This window comes from Acinetobacter lwoffii, from assembly GCF_024129855.1.
GTDB lineage: Bacteria > Pseudomonadota > Gammaproteobacteria > Pseudomonadales > Moraxellaceae > Acinetobacter > Acinetobacter lwoffii_L.
Window position 1 is genome coordinate 18,490 of the sequence record NZ_JAMXXC010000028.1, and the last position, 17,331, is coordinate 35,820.

The window sequence follows — 17,331 nt, forward strand, 5'->3', positions numbered from 1 at the left end:
TAGATTGTCGATGCCTACACTCCACTTTACTTATTTTCAGACAGCAACCAATCGAGAGCGTTCATTTTTACAATACCATTATAATTGGCTTCAGTCCCTATCGTGTCTAAGGTAAGTAAATACTTAGGATATGAATCAGAAATTTTCTGTAATGGACGTAACTCTCGGGTGAGTGTCTCCTCACTGAGCGTTTCTAATGCCACCTGATAATAAGTTAAATTTTGTAAAGTATCGACAGCAACAAAATCAATTTCATATTCATCAACCCGCCCGACATAGACCGTATAGCCTCGTCTGACAAGCTCAAGATAAATCACATTTTCTAAGATATGACCTTGATCAGCATTAGCATCAGGCAACATAATGCGGCGCAATCCAACATCAACTAAATAGTATTTTTCAGAGGATTGTAATAACTCACGCCCACGTACTTTAAATTGTGCGGCGCTATAAAATAGCAAACTGTCCTGTAAGCCCTGAATATAGCGTTTTACTGTTTCAAATGAGATTTTAACCCCACTTGAAACAAAGGTATTTTTAATTTTATTGATGGAAATGGGTGAGCCTGTCACGCTTGCCAAATATCTTGCGACACGCTCGAGAGAGTTAATATCGGCCGTATTCAAACGGGGAATAACATCTTTAAACATTACACTGGCATAGACCGCTTGCAAGTAATCATAGGTTTCCTGCTGGCTGGTCATGGCAAGCGTATAGGGGAAACTACTGCGCGTGTACATGGCATACAAATCACGATTGGATAATTGTTGGATGATCGGATTATTTTCAATATGCCACTGTTTAAACTCTTGGAATGACAAGGGTAAAACATGTTGCTCGATATAGCGTCCTGTGAGTAACGTCGCAAGTTCTCCACTCAGAAAGAATGCATTTGAACCTGTAATATATAAATCGATATAATCCCGAACATATAAAGAGTCGACTACTTTTTCAAAATTGGTAACATGCTGTATTTCATCTAAAAAAACATAGTTTTTCTTGCTTTCATCAACTTTTGACAATACATAATCATGTAGTTTACGGTAATCGGTGAGTTCTTCAAATTCCATAAATTCAAAGTTGATGGCAATGATGTTTTCGGCTTGTACACCCTGTGCTTTTAGGTCTTGTTGAAACATCGCCAGCAAGGTGGATTTTCCAGAGCGACGTACACCCGAAAGTACTTTAATGACATCACGGTTTTGCCATGTATTCAGAAATTTTAAGTAGCTATCACGTCGAATATTAGTTTTTCTCATTGTTTGCACTTAAACTCTAAAGTTTTAATTAATTCTATCAAAGTTTAGATACCAAGTGGAAGTATATTTAATTTTTAAAAGAGTTTCTAGTTCATGTGAGCTATTTAAAATTCTAAACTGCTGTTATAGCCGTTTAGAGACGCTAATCACGACAAGCTCCAAGATGCCAGGTCTACTCTTTAGACGAAATTTGGTAGGTTTTTTTATCGACGACATCAATCCGAATTCTGTATTTTTGATTATTTTCTATGTCATGTTATGTCATTGCTGCTACGACTTATCTGCTATACAAATTGAGTGAATAGTAAATTGCATATTCCTATGTAAATCTACCCCCTATTCCTATTTGCACCCTACCATTCATTTCTGTTCGTATAAGCCACTAGGCATGCCAAACTCTTGATTAATGGTATCAATATTGATACTATTAATCATTGGCACTATTGAGCATTTAAATGGCAAATCTTGATCAACTTATAGAACAAATGCGGAATAATCCAAAAAATATCCGCTATGTCGATTTACTCAAGGTTTGTAAGCAATATTTTGGTGAACCAAGACAAACAAGTGGTAGTCACACGGTATTTAAAACACCGTGGCAAGGCGATCCTCGTATTAATCTTCAAGATGATAGCGGAAAGGCTAAACCTTATCAGGTTAGGCAAGTATTAGCTGCACTTGATAAACTTAAAACATTGTGAGGTGTCAAATGGATAGCAAACAATTTACTTATCGTGTTACATGGTCAGCAGAAGATAATGAGTATGTTGGTCTATGTGCCGAATTTCCGTCACTGTCTTGGCTCGATGCAGAACAATCTAAAGCATTTTCAGGGATTGTTGATCTTGTTGCTGAAGTTGTAGCAGATATGATCAGCAATAATGAGAAATTACCTATCCCTCTTTCAGAAAAAAAGTATAGCGGACGGTTTGCTGTTCGTGTTCCATCAATGGTTCATCAAAAACTAGCACTTGAAGCTGCGGAGCGTGGTGTGAGTATGAATCGTTTGGTATCGGCAAAATTGGCTATGTAGTTTTATATCTTGATGGTCTACTTGGAATGAGAATGACTGGTAGACCATAAACAAGAATAGCTGGTTGGTTTATCCAATAATTTGCAGAAAATGGAATAAAAATTTATCTAGACCTATCTACACATAATTTTCGTTAAAAATTAATATTCAATTTTTAGCAAGAATAGCGTTATATTTTGATCAAAAAAAATGCCCAGAGAGCGATCAATGGGCAAAACTAAGGACCTTGACGGTCATTCAGAAACTACAGCTATCTTCTAGCTATGGTTCTGCACTTAATTAAAAAAAGCTACACTGGCTGAATATATCAAAAGTTGAATCATGTGATTTATCATTAATTAATACACTTGAGAAAACAAGATCATAGCCCTGCTGATTAATACAATAACTCACCAAACAAATCCGCTCTGATCTCTTCTAAGCTGAGATCTGATTTCATTCTATTACAGAGCGGATGAACCAGCAGACCATTCTCTAGCACCCCTTGGCCACCTGCGGCTTTGGCAATCCGATGATCCGATTCAGTAGAATCGAGATAGATTAATCCATCACAAATGGGGCAAAAGTTATGATTACCCACCAGAAAATTATGCTTAAGCAAATTTTTGGTTAATGCTGAAAAGGCCTTGGGCTTTGATCGAGAGATCGGGCTAATCGATTCCACATATCCAACTACATGCTCTACCACCCCATCATCATAATTACCCAAAAATCTTTCAGAGTAAAACTCGTTAAAGTTTATGTACTTAAAAGCCTTTGACATCGACAAAATGAAGGTATTCAGGCATTCTTTATCTTTAAAATCAATATCCATTTCTAGGCTTAAACAGATAAATGCCTTATAAACGATTTGCAGTCGATCATAGCCTTTAATACCACTGCCGAACTTGCCGACCGTTTCAGTGATCGCCACTGGAAAATTGGCAATCAAGAATTCAATACTACTGCGGACGCGTGTAAACTCTTTAAAGCTAATCGTTCTATGATGAATCTGCATGATGCTTTCATGAATTTCAAACACAATAGCAAACCATGCGAGAAAGGAAGTAATCTGAAAACGCTGGTCTTTATAAAAATATAAGAATGGATGTAAACCCAAACTCGGAACCCCAGTATTTTTTACAGGAGTTGCCATTCTGCAAAGGATCGTAAACAGATGCGACATGAGCTTTTCAACGCGTTCACCCTGATTCAGGCTCATAATATTATGAATCTGATCACCCGCAATGATATTCATGAGTTCATTGACCAAGCCAATTTTTTTGCCATGACTCATTTCAGTATCTAATAAAATGGTAGAGAAAAGCAGCTGATGGATCTTCTCCCCCAACTCGATCAGCTCATTTAAACGTGTATATTGAAGCTCTTCTAAATTGGATTTATTGTCATTGATATAGCAACAGGCATAGATCGCATAATATGCATCACTCCCCCGACTTCTTAGATGATATTCCTCATATTTATCCAGGCGTTTAGTATCTGAGTTAATTGATTGAAATACGCGTCGTGCATCTTCTGGAGTACCAAGCACTTGCCTGAAACTAATTTTAATATCTTCTAATTTGGACTTTTGTTCTGCAAATTTGGCATCAGTACAAATTTTTTGGAAGTCAGCCAGATCCCCTAAATGATTTCGGAGGTAACGAATATCCTCTTTCTGTTGGTCATTAAAGTTAGGTGCTTGATTGACTTGTTCATCAGCAAAATATCGATTGATCCACGCATAAATACTCGAAAGACGATGCGCCCCATCGATAATATAAATGTTGTTTTTGATATCTTTCCAATACAAGATACACAAATTGATATTCTGATCTTCTGTGCAATCCTCAATAAAGTTTGCAATTTCTTGCACACTCCAATATTCAGTAGAACGCTGATTATCGGCTTTGAATAAACATTTAAGGATTTCGTGCCGGGCAAAATCAGTCAGTGTGACCTCAAAATTATCTCGTTGCTTTGAAGGAGACATTTCTGCTAGTGACATGACTTTACGCTGAATAATATTCGTTAGTAATCGTGTTGGACCCATTTTTATTTTCTCCAGGCAGCACTTTCCTATATTCGATAAAGTACGAAATTTGAAAGTGCATATCGTTCAATTTGGTTAAAGCGATGAGTTAAATGACCGTCAATATTCGGTCAGCGCTAACAAAAGAAACGTAAGAGAAATGGGGATTTGAGATAATAAAATGTTCATGCTTAATTCCTGTAGTTTAGAGTTTACTATCTACAACCATCTTTTCCACAAGATGGAGGTAGACCAAACAGGGGTGGAAATACCGCACTACAGAAGACGGCCAGTCATAGACTGCCCTGCCTGGCCTACCACAATGGCAAGCTAAGCATAATAAGCACAAAAAAACCGCTAAAGCGGCTTTAATGCTTCTGTAGTAATTTCCAGGTTTCCACGCCTGATTACAGATTTTGCTGTAATGTAGTTATCATATTTGTATCTTTTACTTTGGTCAAACCAAATTAGACTTTTTTATTCATTTTCTGGTGGTGTTTCAAATTTAATGCTGGCTTATTTTTTAAAAATTTTAACCGAAAAAATCCCTGTATTTTCAATACCTCCAAGGATGCCTATTTAGCTCAAAATCTATGCAGCATACTTTTTGAAACACTACCTACATTTATTTTTTAATTCTATGAAAAGACCTCAATGAATTAAAATCATGAGAATAATTAAAACAAAAAATCAAATTCGCGGAAACCCAGGCCTTTGCTTGGCAAATCAGATTTTGACAAAGCAAAGGCCTGGGCCCCTTAAATTGAACGATATCTGCTTAGGCTATTCCCATAAGGAAGGGTGTTGTACAGCTTCCAGTAGCAAATCAAATGCAAGAGATAATGTGATGTTTTTCTTGCTTTGTTGATCGATAAAATAGACGTGAATCTCACGGCTTTTTTGCGTGAGATCCACCGGATAGTTATCGTACTGCAATTGGACATCCTCAGGTAACAACAGCTGCATCCCCTCGATAAAATCCTGCATTTCCCAATCCATTTTTGGCTTTTGCTGGGCATCAAAACGACATTGGAAACAAAACTGGTTTCTTCTGAGTTTGCCATGCTGAATCAATACAGCTAAAGCCGACAGAACTTTCTCCTTTAAAAGATCTTTTAATGCGATAAATAGCTGTAGGCTCTTTGGCTTCAGCTTGGTTTTGATCTGCTTGTCATACAGGTCAGTTAAGTGCTGGTTGTCGGTCAATGCTGCACCGTCCTGATTCCATTCTGATTGACTGAATCGAGGGACTTGCCATTTTGTAGCAAGCCAAAACGCACGCTTAACCCAAATATGTAGCTGATCCTCTGTATCAGGCGCTTTGATCTCTACGTTTTTCTGGATGTTGAGATACGGGTAGATGAGCTCATAGGAGGTTGGCTTCAACTCGAATTGCATCTTGGGCATCGGACACGGTTGTACCTTCTGATCAATACCCAACACCCGATGATCAGATTCAAAGCACTTTCGGTATGGGCGGTCGCGATGCAGATCCACCGCTTCAGTTTCTCCACGATCATAATGCCTGTTCAGAACAGAAGGATGAACCACACAGGGCGTATTGTAAATTCGATCAATCGCCAGCAGATCCAAGGTATGCAGGTAGTGTGAGGCCGTTTGTTCAATCGAGCTATGCCCCATCCAATCTGCCAACAACCGCCATTTATGCTGAATCACCGCTTCATGCCTGATCGCCTGTTCACCGAACAGATGCTTGCGCATGGACTTAGCCTGCTGCCAGCTGTAGTCGGTATAGGTCATCACCATTTCTTTCGATCCCAGCCAGGCGATTGCCAAATGATTGGCGGCACTATGGCGGAAACTGTGAAATGTATAGCCATGACCTGGATCGATAATTTCATCAAACAGCAGTCGGGTCATTTGTGAGATATACAGCTCACTCAGGATTTCTCCACCGATCTCAAAAACCAGCTGCTCGTTCGCCTTTTTATTATTCGGCTGCTGAAAACAATCTAGCAGATAGCTTTTCACCGCTTGCAGTTCATCATCCAGTAATACCGCATTCAAATCGAGTTGACGTTGCGCATTTTGACTTTTCAGTCGTCGATAGACATTGTTTCTTAAGATGATGCGAATGGCGACCGTTTGATTGCCTGGATCGTCTTTCCACAGCAGTTGAGGACAAATGATTTCACCCAGCGTCAGTCCCCGGATTTCATTGAGTCGACATCCCAAACGATAAGCCAGGAGGTACATCAGCAGCAACAGCTGCAGATAGACTTTTTCTTTTTCAGTTGAACAGGCCTCAATTTTCTGAATGACTCTTTTTTTTAATTGAATAAACAGCTGTGGGCTGATGAGCTTGGCTTGGCAGAACTGGATACGTTGAAAATCACTATGGTCAAAGCTGCTGACCGCTGGCACATTCTCCGGATATTCTTTCTGGCAAAAGGCATGAAAATCTTTCAGTCGTCCAAAGGCATATTGTGCCCGACCCTGAGTGCGAGTGTCTGTGTATTCACGCTGTGTTTCAGCACGTTCATCGATGCTGTTCAGGATGGAGGCATACAATTGCTCATAGTGCTCTACATTCATCTGTTCAAGGTCATTGTCATACATATAGATATGACAGAAATAGTCTTTCGCAAAACTGCTCAGATAACGCTTGATACTACTCAATTTTAATTTCTTGCCGTTTTCTTTTTCTTCTTTTCTCAAATAAAAGATCCAGCTCAATAGTCTTAACTGTGCTTCTATCAGATTGCTTTCTTTATAATTGTCACCCTTTAAGGCTGCCTTCTTTGCATTTAACCGAGTTCGGATATTGCGCCATTGCTTAAACTGTTGCTCATCGCGTTGTCTTTGGCTTTGCTTATTTTTCCCTGCCGGGGCTCGCTCTTGTTCAAAAAACTCCAACTCAAATGGAAGCTCTTTCAGTTGCTGATGTGCCGTGATAGCCACCGGTTTGGCTGTTTCAGTCTCTAACGGGAGGATCTCATGTTCTACTTTGGCAAGATCAGCCGTGGATTTCAAGGTATTGAACCAAGCTACACCTTGGTCTTCTGCCGTTAAAGACACGGTTTTCAGATGATTCTGTAACACTTCACTTAAACACATATCCAGACTCAAGTCGGGATGGATTTCCAGCGCCAGGTTGACATGCTGAAAGGGCTTGAGTGCAGTGATCTCAATGAGATCCTGATCCTCGGATCGCAAGATTTTTTTTAATGCCGAAATCTGTTCCGAGACCTTGAGCTGTTTTTTAAGATTCTCGAACACACTCAGAATCGCTTCCAGCACCTTACGCGGATGTTGTGGTTGCAGGTCCTCTGCTTGCTGTTTCAGGATGTGTAAAAAAAGTTGTGCATAAGGATTGAACCAGACATGCCGCCACTGATAAATCATCTTGTCTTTAATTTCATTGCCGTAATAGCGGTGTGGCATGCTGTAGCTGAGAACCAGTGGATTGGTAATTTTTTTATAGTCACTTCGATACAGTGTTGAATACCCAGACAACGGATTGCTCATTTTCTCCTTCTCTTTCTCCTCCTCCAGCAGACGATTGCCGATGGCGACCAGCTGAGTGAGATCACTACAGCCTGAACAATAAATCAGACTTAAATACAGATGACCCAAGCACTGTTGTGCTGTTGGCATCTGCAGTGTCTCGCTACGCCAATACGCCTTCAGTCCTCTGGCAATATGAAAATGCTGCTGTCCCAACCGCAGTCTGGCTTCAGTGCTGAGAATCTGCCGCGGTGGCGGATCAGAAAACAGCGTCGTGGGACGCAGCTTAATCGGATAAGGCTGTTGTTCCTCATTCTGATACTGTTCTAAACAGGCTAAAAAACTGGCTTCACTGTGTTTGATATACGGTTTGCGCTTGGCACGAGTGGTGAAGTCTTTGTTCCTTAAGAAAGTCTCCAGTCCTTTGGCGAAATCCGCCCAGATTCGGGCAATCTGGTCATCGACCTCCTGCTGGCTATCCTTCTGTCCTGCAATAGCCTCCTTCATTTGTTGAAAAGTAAAGGCCACTTGCTGAGCAATCTGATGATAAATGGTTGATGGAATCTTAATCAGATAAGCATCTTCCGATGCGCTTTCATCAGCCTCTTTACGCTTAATCAAACAGTCTTCAGCCCATTGTAAATAAGGGGCTCTCAGCGCGACCGTGGCAATCTTTTTATCCTTTAAAAATGCCTTGATTTCTTCCTGACAATCCACCCAAATTTTCTCAATTTCGCTATCGATCTCAAGCGTATTACCCTGATTTTTTTTAATGACCTCCGACATCTTATTAAAATCCGCTTCGACTTGCTGCTTGATATTTTCATATATCAGGGACATGATTTTAATCGGATAAGCCTCTTGCGTTTCGCTCAGGTAGTCTTCCTTCAGCTGAAAAAAATAGGCTTCGCTCTGTTGTAGATAAGGGGCTCGGAGTGTTGCCGTGCTAAGCTTATGTTTCTTCAAAAATTTCTTCAGCGCTGACTGAAAATCTAGCCAGATTTTCTCAAGCCCTTCATCAATATCTGTCGTACTTCTTTTACGCCCTGCAATTGATTGGAGCATCTGCTGAAAAGTCAGTTCAACTTGCTCACCAATATGCGCAGCAATCACATCATGCTTTGTCATGTGCTTTATCCTTTTCTGGCATCGGACTGGATAAATGCTCAACCTGCAATATCTTGATCATCTCATCGATGCCTTGACTGACATGGCATATATACTGATACAAGGAGGCTGAGGAATAACGATAAAACAGCTCCTGATCGCGTTGATCATGGCCGTACAAGGCCTGAATCACATTAAACGCCACTCCATGATCCATCAGCATATTCATTGCAAAATGGCGCAGCCAGTTATTGTAAATAGGCGCTGAGACATAGCGCGACAACGCTTCATTCACCCAAGCTCGGCTGAGAGGCTTGATCCTGATTTTAGGGCTGTCCCATGCTTGAGCCGTCACCGGCAGGCTTCCCGGATAGACAATCACCTTGCCAAACAGATCTTCAAGGGTGATATTTTTCTTGAAGACAAATTTCAGTAAGTCAGTATAGTGAGTGACCACACTGTTTAAGAAATCGAGATAATGCTTAAACGCCTGAGTAAAAAACTTCGCTAACGGAATAAAACGCCCATCCTTACGTGATTGGCTATTCTTTTTATCATTCACATACAACAGTCTTAAATCCAGATCATAAGCACTACACTCCCCCAACAAATGTTCTTGCGGACGTCGTGTTAAACATAACAGGCTGATATGCCACATCCACAAACTGTAGGCATTGATCCGCTCGATCAGGTGCTGATGCAACTGAATTTTCTCATGACAGACCTTGTGCAGCTGCTGGAAGAAATCGGACACAAAATCCGGAGTCAGGGCCAATTGACTCCCCAGCCGGGTGGTATCTGCTTCACTCGAGCTTTCAAACTGCTGCTCGACGATCTTGATCCCGGCTTCAGTGTCCGGTCTGCACAACGTATTCAGATAAATCCGGTATTTCTCATTCAGCTGCTTCTTTGCAACACCCCCGTAAAAACTGCCAGGAAGATCATGAGAACTATCTTTGCCCGACAGCACATGTGCAATATATTCATTAAACGTGTGGTGAAAAACATGGAAGTACAACTGTGCCTGTAACTTTTCGACAGTGATTGAACCAAGCTGTTGTCCTGCTATGCATTTTTTCAGATATTGATTGACCTCTTGCACCGTCACAGGCGCAGTACCACAACGTAAATGTAGATATTCAAACCAGCTGCTGGACAGATACAACTCATGAGATACCGTATGATTCAACTGATGTGGCATTAAACTTTCATTTTTTTGCTGAGTAATCGCCAGATACAGTCTCACCTGATATTCCGGCCACTTGGCGCTCCCCGTTTTCAGCAGCACCCCCTTTTCAATCAGCTGTTCATAGTTCAGGAGTGCAACAGGTGACAAGCCACTGCTCAGGCTGAGTAAACAGGCGGCAGCCATGGCAGAACTGTCCGAATCTTGGCTATTTAATTCGCCATTTAGCAGGTAAAACAGATGCTGAATTACATCCGGACTCATATAATAAGAGTTGGTCACCAGCGGTTGTAAACGACGCTGTCGATGTCGCAATATATGCGTCGCATATTCATTCACAAATCTAAAAAAACGACCAGTTCCTGGATCTGTGGTTTGGATCTGCCAACCTTGTTCAATTACATCGATCTCGCCCTCTTCATCTATGACTATCCATGGATCAAATGTGATATCGGCCGGCAAATCCGTTAAATTAATCTTATCCTTCGATGGGTAATCCTCTTTAACGTCCTCTTCTTGAAAGGGCCAATCCGGCACAGGTTTCAGCTTTTTAGGTCTTAGTTTTCTCGGTTTCCGTTTTTTAGCTTTTATTTTTTGTAATATCCGTTTTCTTCGTATTTTCCTACGAACTTTTCGATACACGATTATTCCGTCAGATAGACGTTTAAAAATGATGGTCAGTGCATGCAAGTAGCTGGAAAAGTTTTTCTCTTTTAAGGAAAGATTTTGAATAAACCCCGTCCATTTTTCATAAATTTTCCCACTGAGCTTTTCCTGTTGGAGCATAAAATCTAAGCAGCATTGCAGTAATAGTCTGCTGTCCCTTTCTTCACTGCTTTCCTCTTGCTGTTGCAGACCAAGCTTAACCAGCGGTTTACAAATGTAGCGCAACAAATCACAGATTTCTTTTTGCTTAGCGTCAGAAGCCTCTAATGAATAAATCGCCTGATATTGCGTGTAAAAGAAATAACTGACCCGCAAAAGGAAGTAGCCAGCTTCATCCAATTGTTCAGGAACATATGTAGAAAAATAAGTGAATGCCGCAAATAGATAATCTTTGCCTAGCTTTCGGGCGCTCACAATCGAGGTATAAATCTCAGCTGCATTGGCTTTCAATTGCTCAATTTGGAGTAAATCATCTACAGATAATTCAGAAAATTCTGTGAATGTTACAGTGTGCTGTAGTTGCAAATATAGGATCGCGAATTTGACCCGCAATTGATCATTATTTATTTTTTCTTCTTTATTTGATTTCTCAGATTCTTTCGCGTCAGTAATGAGCTTATCTTTTAAAAAATCTTCTAAAGATTGTACTTTTGCCACGTTTCATAACTCACAATTCAATTTTTTCTTCAGGACTAAGATCACACTGACGCTTAATTTTCAGAATCTCTTTAACTTGTTTTTTGATTTCCTCATTGCGCAAGTTAAAAAACGTTATCAAAAAATAGGCACTGAGTGATCCAGACTGACCAAAAACTTTAGCCTGAAATTCTGGTTCAATATAAATACCAAGCTCACGGATCAACTGCAGCTGTGGCAGGTAATGCACATGTGCACGCACGGCACTGTCAGTTTTTAATATCTTGATAATCTGCTCCCAGATCTTCACATAGCATTTTTCAAACTCCTTCTGTTTGTTTTTATTCTTGCCTGGTTCCTGTTTCATCAGACTCTCCACTTTCTGCTTCAACTTAAGTAGCTTTGGTGTTCTGGTAACGAAAGGAAGAACGAACTGATAAAGAAAGAGGGCAGTGCTGCTTGCTGACTGAGCAAAAATCATACTAAAATGACCAAAAATTAACACACAAAGTTTTATAACATTTTTTTTATTTACTTTTAAAGATTTTTTAGTTAATAATCACAATAATAATATTATTCAAATACTTATAATTTTAAAATATCTAATATTCTGCAAACTCTCCCACTATATTAGTTACAACCCCTCAATTTCCATAAACAGTTTCAACAAAACATCATTAAATCCAGTCATAAAAAGCAAGTGAACAAACCGCCTAAGATGTAAATCTTTGAGCTTATCAAACTGATCGATATGCTGTTAAAACAGTTTAAATTGAGCAGAAAATCATGTGCCTCGCCTCAAATTTTGGTAAGCATCCGCTGAACCCCATCGCTATTTTTTAATTGGGTTCAGGTTCCCAGCGGTGTCGCAGTAATTCTATTTGGGTCACTTTATCTGTCGGCAACCTTTTCAGCACATCACTTAAATAGGCATATGGATACAGCCCATTCATCTTTGCTGACTGGATCAGGGTCATCATGTTCGCTGCTCGCTGACCACTGCGTAGCGAGCCAGCAAACAGCCAGTTCTACCCCCAAGGCATAGGTATCTACACAAATATTTTTAATTGAGCTATCGTAGGCAGCATGTTTTAAATTTTACGACAACTCGATTAGATGCCAGTCTCGTTAAATGCAAGAACATCAGTATCTAAGTGAATCGAAATTTGTTGCTTCACAGGGCTATAGAATTGATCGTGGCGTACAAAGGCACTTTAACTTTTAAGTGTTTGTGCAACAAAGCCATACTTATTGCTGAAAAAAATATCTCATAACTTTATAATTACTCGCAAATCTTTCATTATTTTAATAATTTTTTCTTTAGGGCATTATGGAAATTCAACCAAGTTTACTTAGCTATATTTTTGCAGGTTCAACCAAATGGTGCATAAACTATGAATTTCCTGAGCTTACACTTGAACTTGATGGCGCTATTGTAAAACTTAACCCTGAGCAGGTCTTAGAAGCCTATATCCGTAAAGGATGGATGTGGTCTACAGTCACACTGAAAACACAGGATCAGAATTATCTGTTTAAAGGTCTGTTTAATGCTCAAGCAGAAAAACTTCAGACTGAAATTTACAATGATGCTGAATTTCTAAAAAACCAAAGAAATGCTGAACAGATTAAAACAACACTGCTCCCCTATTTATTCGAATACCAAGACTTCATTCAACAAAACCGTTATTTATCCCATCATTTTGCGCAACTATTCAAAGCAGATATTACTCAAAGATCAAAAGATGAAATTGATCGATTCAACAGACTAATTCAACGAGACAAGTCCTTTGTCTTTGAACCATTTCAACAAGGTTTGTTTGAACAGCTAAAACAGTTTATCGAGCTTCCCATCAAAGCAAACCATGCCATTGATTCCAAAAATAAACGTTTCATTGACAGTGAATTAGTTGCATTTAAAGATTTTTTTGATCAGGTAGAAAGTACACCTCTCACTGAAGAACAGCGTATTTCTTCAATTATTTTTGAGGATCGCAACTTATTGGTGGCTGCGGCAGGTTCGGGCAAAACCTCGACCATTGTTGGGAAAGTAGGCTATGCACTTTTAACAGGTCTTTATAAGCCTGAAGAAATATTGGTTTTAGCATTCAACAGAAATGCTGGTGAAGAACTTAACGAGCGAATCAATTTAAGACTAAAAGATATTCTTGAGAAGTTTAATACGAAAATCGAAGCACTAAACTTTCATCAGTTTGGAGTAAGAGTAATCGGTAAAGCCACAAGCAAAAGCCCGTCCGTCTCTGAGCATGCAGGCAAGACTCAACCATTACTCAATCGAATCATTCAACAGTTGAATGAAACTGATTCTGATTTTCAGGAAAAATATCTTTTATTCAAAACAGCCTATTCAAAAGCACCACTCTCGCCTTTTGCATTCAAAACTCAAAGTGAATGGGAAAAAGCACAAAAACAATCCTTTGACAGATTCAAAGATGGTTTTGTCACCTACCAAGGTGAACTCGTTAAATCTCATGGTGAAAAAGCCATTGCCAACTGGTTGTACAGCCAAGGAATTCCCTACGAGTATGAACGTGCTTATGAACATGAAACTGCAAATGAAAATTATCGTCAGTACAAACCCGATTTTTATTTCCCAGATATTAATCTGTATTTAGAACATTATGCCGTGGATCAAAACGGCAAACCGCCTGCTCATTTTGGACAAAAATATCTGGACGAAATGAAATGGAAGTCGGAAACCCACCAGAAGTATAAAACTGATTTAATCAGTACCACCTTTCATGAATTTATTACAGGTTCGATGTTCAAAAAGCTGGAATATGAACTTCAAACACGTGGGCAAATATTTCAACCGCGTAGTCTCAATGACATTAATACCAAAGCATTCTCCATCTACGAACAGAATGCTGATGACCTTTACGGCAGTTTTTTAAGCCACTATAAGTCCAATCAAGCCAGTGTGATTAAGCTATTGGAAAACCCATCCCTCACATTACGTCAAAGCTTATTCTTGGAATTATTTTCAAAAGTTTATGCAAAGTATGAAGGAACTTTAAGCTCAAACAAAGAGTGTGATTTTGATGACTTACTGATTGAATCTGCCAGACTGGTCAATGAAAATAAATATAGAAGTCCATTCAAACTGATTATTGTTGATGAATTTCAGGATACATCTCAGTCAAGGGCACGGTTTATTCAGGCGTTATTAAATCAAGTTCCTGAAGCAAAACTGTTTTGTGTTGGTGATGATTGGCAAGCGATCTATCGTTTTGCAGGTTCAGACATCAGTATTTTCACTCAGTTTGAAAAAGTCTTCGGCTATACTAAACAAACTCAGTTGACTCAAACATTCCGTTCCAATCAGGGTATTGCCAATATTGCCAGTAGTTTCATTCAAAAAAATAAAGCACAAATGCAAAAAGTGGTCAAAGCCATTGACCAAACCACCAGCAAAGTCGTTGAAATAAACTTTTCTACAAAGAATGAAGATATACTTAATTATCTGGTTAAAATCATTTCAGATATCAATGAAGCTAACGCAGGTAATCCAAAGAAAAAGTCTATTTATATTTTAGGTCGGTATAACCACCATAAGCCTAATTTAGGTAATGTACAGCCATTATGCAGAAACTGTACTGTCCAATTTAAAACAATCCATTCGTCTAAAGGGTTGCAAGCAGATTATGTAATTTTGGTAGGTTTGAATAAAGGTGGCAGTGCATTCCCTTCTGAAAAGGAAGATGATCCTCTTTTGAACTTAGTTTTACCACAACCTGAAACATATGCTTTTGCTGAGGAACGTCGCTTGTTTTATGTTGCACTGACTCGTGCAAAGGAAAAGGTTTATTTAATTGGTGAGCGTGGTTCAGTTTTTTTAGAAGAAATTACCAAAGACAAAAATCTCAAAGAGTTTATTCATATACCACAAGATGAACATAAAAAAATCAACTGTGACATACCACCTGAATGGCTGTGTCCAAAATGCGGACAAGGACGGCTTTGGAAAAAGAATGGTAAATATGGACCATTCATGGCATGTAATAGCTACCCAAATTGTGACTATACAAGAAAACTCAAAATATGATTAATTCGCTATGAAATGCAGACAAGGACGGCTTTGGAAAAAGAATGGTAAATATGGACCATTCATGGCATGTAATAGCTACCCAAAATGTGACTATACAAGAAAACTCAAAATATGATTAATTCGCTATGAATAGCTATCTATTTTGTAGACTGGAGTCCACAGTATAACTTATAAAGTTACGTAACTTTATAAAACTTCATAAGGGAAGTAAATAGATGCTTTGTTGCTTAAAGATTGCAAAGTTAAAGCTACATCAACTTTTCAGCATAGGTTTATACAAAAAAGCTAATTGCTTTTCTACATTTACAACTTTAAGTTAGCGAAGATCTGTTGAGCTGAGTCCTGAAAATGTGAATAGGCTTGCTGCCATGTTATCTGTTCGTCCCCGAACACCATAGGAACAACAAAATTATTAAACCTGGCTTTATAGAGTGGATTACGACTTAATTCATTTAAACCAAATAACAATTCAGCAATCGGGTCTTCAACCATAAGAGTATGCTGACGACCGTAACGCTCAATATCAGTTTTTATAACTTTAGTAGCTAAGTGCCCTAAATAAACAAAATCTTGTCGTTTACCATAGGTAATTTTAAAGTAGTCATACACATGTCGAACTAATGATTCATCATCAGCTCTTTCAGCATTTCTAGCAAAGGCCGCTGTACGCCTTAAAATTGCTATCAGCTTCTCGATACTGGTACTGACAATTGTGACGGAGGGAAAAGCATCGACAGGCTTCCCTTCCTTAGCCAAGTCATACACAAACGAGGTGATACTTCTAGATTCAAAAGGCTCAAGCAAGTCTGTTTCAACTAATTCCAATTTAATGAATGGTCGTAAACAGGGAGCTTGATTGAAATGCTGAGGATATCGAATTAGTAATTCCATATAACGATATTCATCCCAGACAACTGGTTCCTCTTCAATTTTAAAGAAATCAGATTGAGAGATTTTGTCTTGTACTTGATGAAGCAATTGTTTACGTACAACTTTAGCTTTAGAGCGACTTAATGCAATATCCGGTTTTGGAACTATTTTAATGTCCACATCTTCAGACATCCTATTTAACTGAATATTTGCTTTAGCTAAAGAAGTTCCACCAGCAAAAACCAAGTCATGCGTTTCAAATTCTAGAGACTCTAATAGTCTCAATAACTCGACAACATAGTAATCTTTTTCAACAATAGAAGTTGCACCAATACCAAGCGCATCAGCGACATCTGCAAACAGATTTTTTATATCAGGCATTAATTTGGCTACGACCTACAGACAATTGGCGTGTAAAACGACGCGGGGTTTTAATTTGAGTAAAGGCTGGGATCTGGGTGGATTGACCAGATAAATATTTTTCCGTAGCCTTACCCAACGTAACCCGCACACCCAATCTTGTTAATGCCTCTAAGATCACTGCATCCGCACCTTCTGGACAGGCTGGCATTACTTTGCCGGTAATTTGGTTTTTTCTTGCTTGGGTATAAATACCATAACCAACTTTGATTAGCTCACCTTCTTGAACTAAGTTTCGCAGAACTCTTCCAATTTGGTCATAATTCGCAATGTCCTTAAAATCATCACGCATAAAAACATAACGTTTTGAGCGTTTGATGCGCATTTGCATTTTCGCTTTAATTGTCATCGCATCTCCCTTATACATCAGTTTTCACATACCTTTAAACTAGCAAAAATACGACATTTTGTCGAGCAAAAATACGACATTATAATAGCTGATAATATGGATAAATCAGGCAGTGAGACAGCTTTGTCTGATCTGATAGTTCTGGGTTGAGTTACAGAATTCTATGAGATTAAACAGCTGTATTTAGCTGCTTATGATCCAGAATTGGTTACCCAGCACCCGGATTGCATAAGCATCATAAGTTATGTAACTTGCGTAAT

Annotated in this window: 10 protein-coding genes and 2 pseudogenes; 4 read left to right on the forward strand and 8 right to left on the reverse strand. The window is 39.1% G+C overall.

Annotation, left to right across the window (positions count from 1 at the left end; translation table 11 throughout):
* Positions 1 to 26: 26 nt before the first annotated feature.
* Positions 27 to 1,259, reverse strand: coding sequence for an ATP-binding protein (locus NI465_RS14500; protein ID WP_111860735.1), 1,233 nt, complete (start codon positions 1,257 to 1,259; stop codon positions 27 to 29).
* 575 nt (positions 1,260 to 1,834) lie between these two features.
* On the opposite strand from NI465_RS14500, the pseudogene NI465_RS16870 reads away from it, so the two are divergent.
* Both NI465_RS16870 and NI465_RS14510 read left to right on the forward strand, forming a co-directional pair.
* Positions 1,835 to 1,960, forward strand: a pseudogene (locus NI465_RS16870) (toxin HicA); the annotation flags it as partial.
* Between the two features lie 8 nt (positions 1,961 to 1,968).
* On the forward strand, positions 1,969 to 2,292 hold the full coding sequence (locus NI465_RS14510; RefSeq protein ID WP_253145794.1) for a type II toxin-antitoxin system HicB family antitoxin: 324 nt from the start codon (positions 1,969 to 1,971) through the stop codon (positions 2,290 to 2,292).
* 376 nt (positions 2,293 to 2,668) lie between these two features.
* Here NI465_RS14510 and NI465_RS14515 read toward each other — a convergent pair whose 3' ends face one another.
* From NI465_RS14515 to NI465_RS14535, 5 genes and pseudogenes are all read right to left on the reverse strand, one after another.
* A complete protein-coding gene (locus NI465_RS14515) occupies positions 2,669 to 4,324 on the reverse strand; it encodes an HNH endonuclease signature motif containing protein (protein WP_253145795.1) in 1,656 nt (551 codons plus the stop codon).
* A 762-nt stretch (positions 4,325 to 5,086) separates the two neighbouring features.
* Positions 5,087 to 8,899, reverse strand: a complete 3,813-nt coding sequence (locus NI465_RS14520; RefSeq protein ID WP_253145796.1) for a site-specific integrase — start codon at positions 8,897 to 8,899, stop codon at positions 5,087 to 5,089.
* Positions 8,886 to 11,387 (reverse strand): site-specific integrase, encoded by a 2,502-nt coding sequence (locus NI465_RS14525; protein WP_253145797.1) that lies wholly within the window; start codon positions 11,385 to 11,387, stop codon positions 8,886 to 8,888. The genes NI465_RS14520 and NI465_RS14525 overlap by 14 nt, the downstream gene beginning before the upstream one ends.
* 10 nt (positions 11,388 to 11,397) lie before the next feature.
* Positions 11,398 to 11,733 (reverse strand): hypothetical protein, encoded by a 336-nt coding sequence (locus tag NI465_RS14530; protein WP_241324147.1) that lies wholly within the window; start codon positions 11,731 to 11,733, stop codon positions 11,398 to 11,400.
* A 472-nt stretch (positions 11,734 to 12,205) separates the two neighbouring features.
* Positions 12,206 to 12,394 (reverse strand): annotated as a pseudogene (locus NI465_RS14535) (transposase domain-containing protein); the annotation flags it as partial.
* Between the two features lie 302 nt (positions 12,395 to 12,696).
* Here NI465_RS14535 and NI465_RS14540 point away from each other — a divergent pair.
* Complete coding sequence (locus NI465_RS14540; protein WP_253145798.1) at positions 12,697 to 15,429, forward strand: UvrD-helicase domain-containing protein; 2,733 nt, start codon at positions 12,697 to 12,699, stop codon at positions 15,427 to 15,429.
* Positions 15,430 to 15,439: 10 nt separating this feature from the next.
* A complete protein-coding gene (locus tag NI465_RS16765; protein WP_354270367.1) occupies positions 15,440 to 15,547 on the forward strand; it encodes a topoisomerase DNA-binding C4 zinc finger domain-containing protein in 108 nt (35 codons plus the stop codon).
* A gap of 188 nt (positions 15,548 to 15,735) precedes the next feature.
* Here NI465_RS16765 and NI465_RS14545 read toward each other — a convergent pair whose 3' ends face one another.
* The gene (locus tag NI465_RS14545) at positions 15,736 to 16,683 is read right to left on the reverse strand and encodes a nucleotidyl transferase AbiEii/AbiGii toxin family protein (protein WP_196074542.1); all 948 of its coding nucleotides are present in this window, start codon (positions 16,681 to 16,683) and stop codon (positions 15,736 to 15,738) included.
* Complete coding sequence (locus tag NI465_RS14550; RefSeq protein WP_196074543.1) at positions 16,676 to 17,071, reverse strand: DUF6088 family protein; 396 nt, start codon at positions 17,069 to 17,071, stop codon at positions 16,676 to 16,678. The genes NI465_RS14545 and NI465_RS14550 overlap by 8 nt, the downstream gene beginning before the upstream one ends.
* Positions 17,072 to 17,331 lie beyond the last annotated feature (260 nt).

Bases quoted from the DNA above. Each gene is read 5' to 3' on its own strand.
- NI465_RS14500 (WP_111860735.1), bottom strand. From the start codon at position 1,259: ATGAGAAAAACTAATATTCGACGTGATAGCTACTTAAAATTTCTGAAT.
- NI465_RS14510 (WP_253145794.1), top strand. From the start codon at position 1,969: ATGGATAGCAAACAATTTACTTATCGTGTTACATGGTCAGCAGAAGAT.
- NI465_RS14515 (WP_253145795.1), bottom strand. From the start codon at position 4,324: ATGGGTCCAACACGATTACTAACGAATATTATTCAGCGTAAAGTCATG.
- NI465_RS14520 (WP_253145796.1), bottom strand. From the start codon at position 8,899: ATGACAAAGCATGATGTGATTGCTGCGCATATTGGTGAGCAAGTTGAA.
- NI465_RS14530 (WP_241324147.1), bottom strand. From the start codon at position 11,733: ATGAAACAGGAACCAGGCAAGAATAAAAACAAACAGAAGGAGTTTGAA.
- NI465_RS14540 (WP_253145798.1), top strand. From the start codon at position 12,697: ATGGAAATTCAACCAAGTTTACTTAGCTATATTTTTGCAGGTTCAACC.
- NI465_RS16765 (WP_354270367.1), top strand. From the start codon at position 15,440: ATGAAATGCAGACAAGGACGGCTTTGGAAAAAGAATGGTAAATATGGA.
- NI465_RS14545 (WP_196074542.1), bottom strand. From the start codon at position 16,683: ATGCCTGATATAAAAAATCTGTTTGCAGATGTCGCTGATGCGCTTGGT.
- NI465_RS14550 (WP_196074543.1), bottom strand. From the start codon at position 17,071: ATGACAATTAAAGCGAAAATGCAAATGCGCATCAAACGCTCAAAACGT.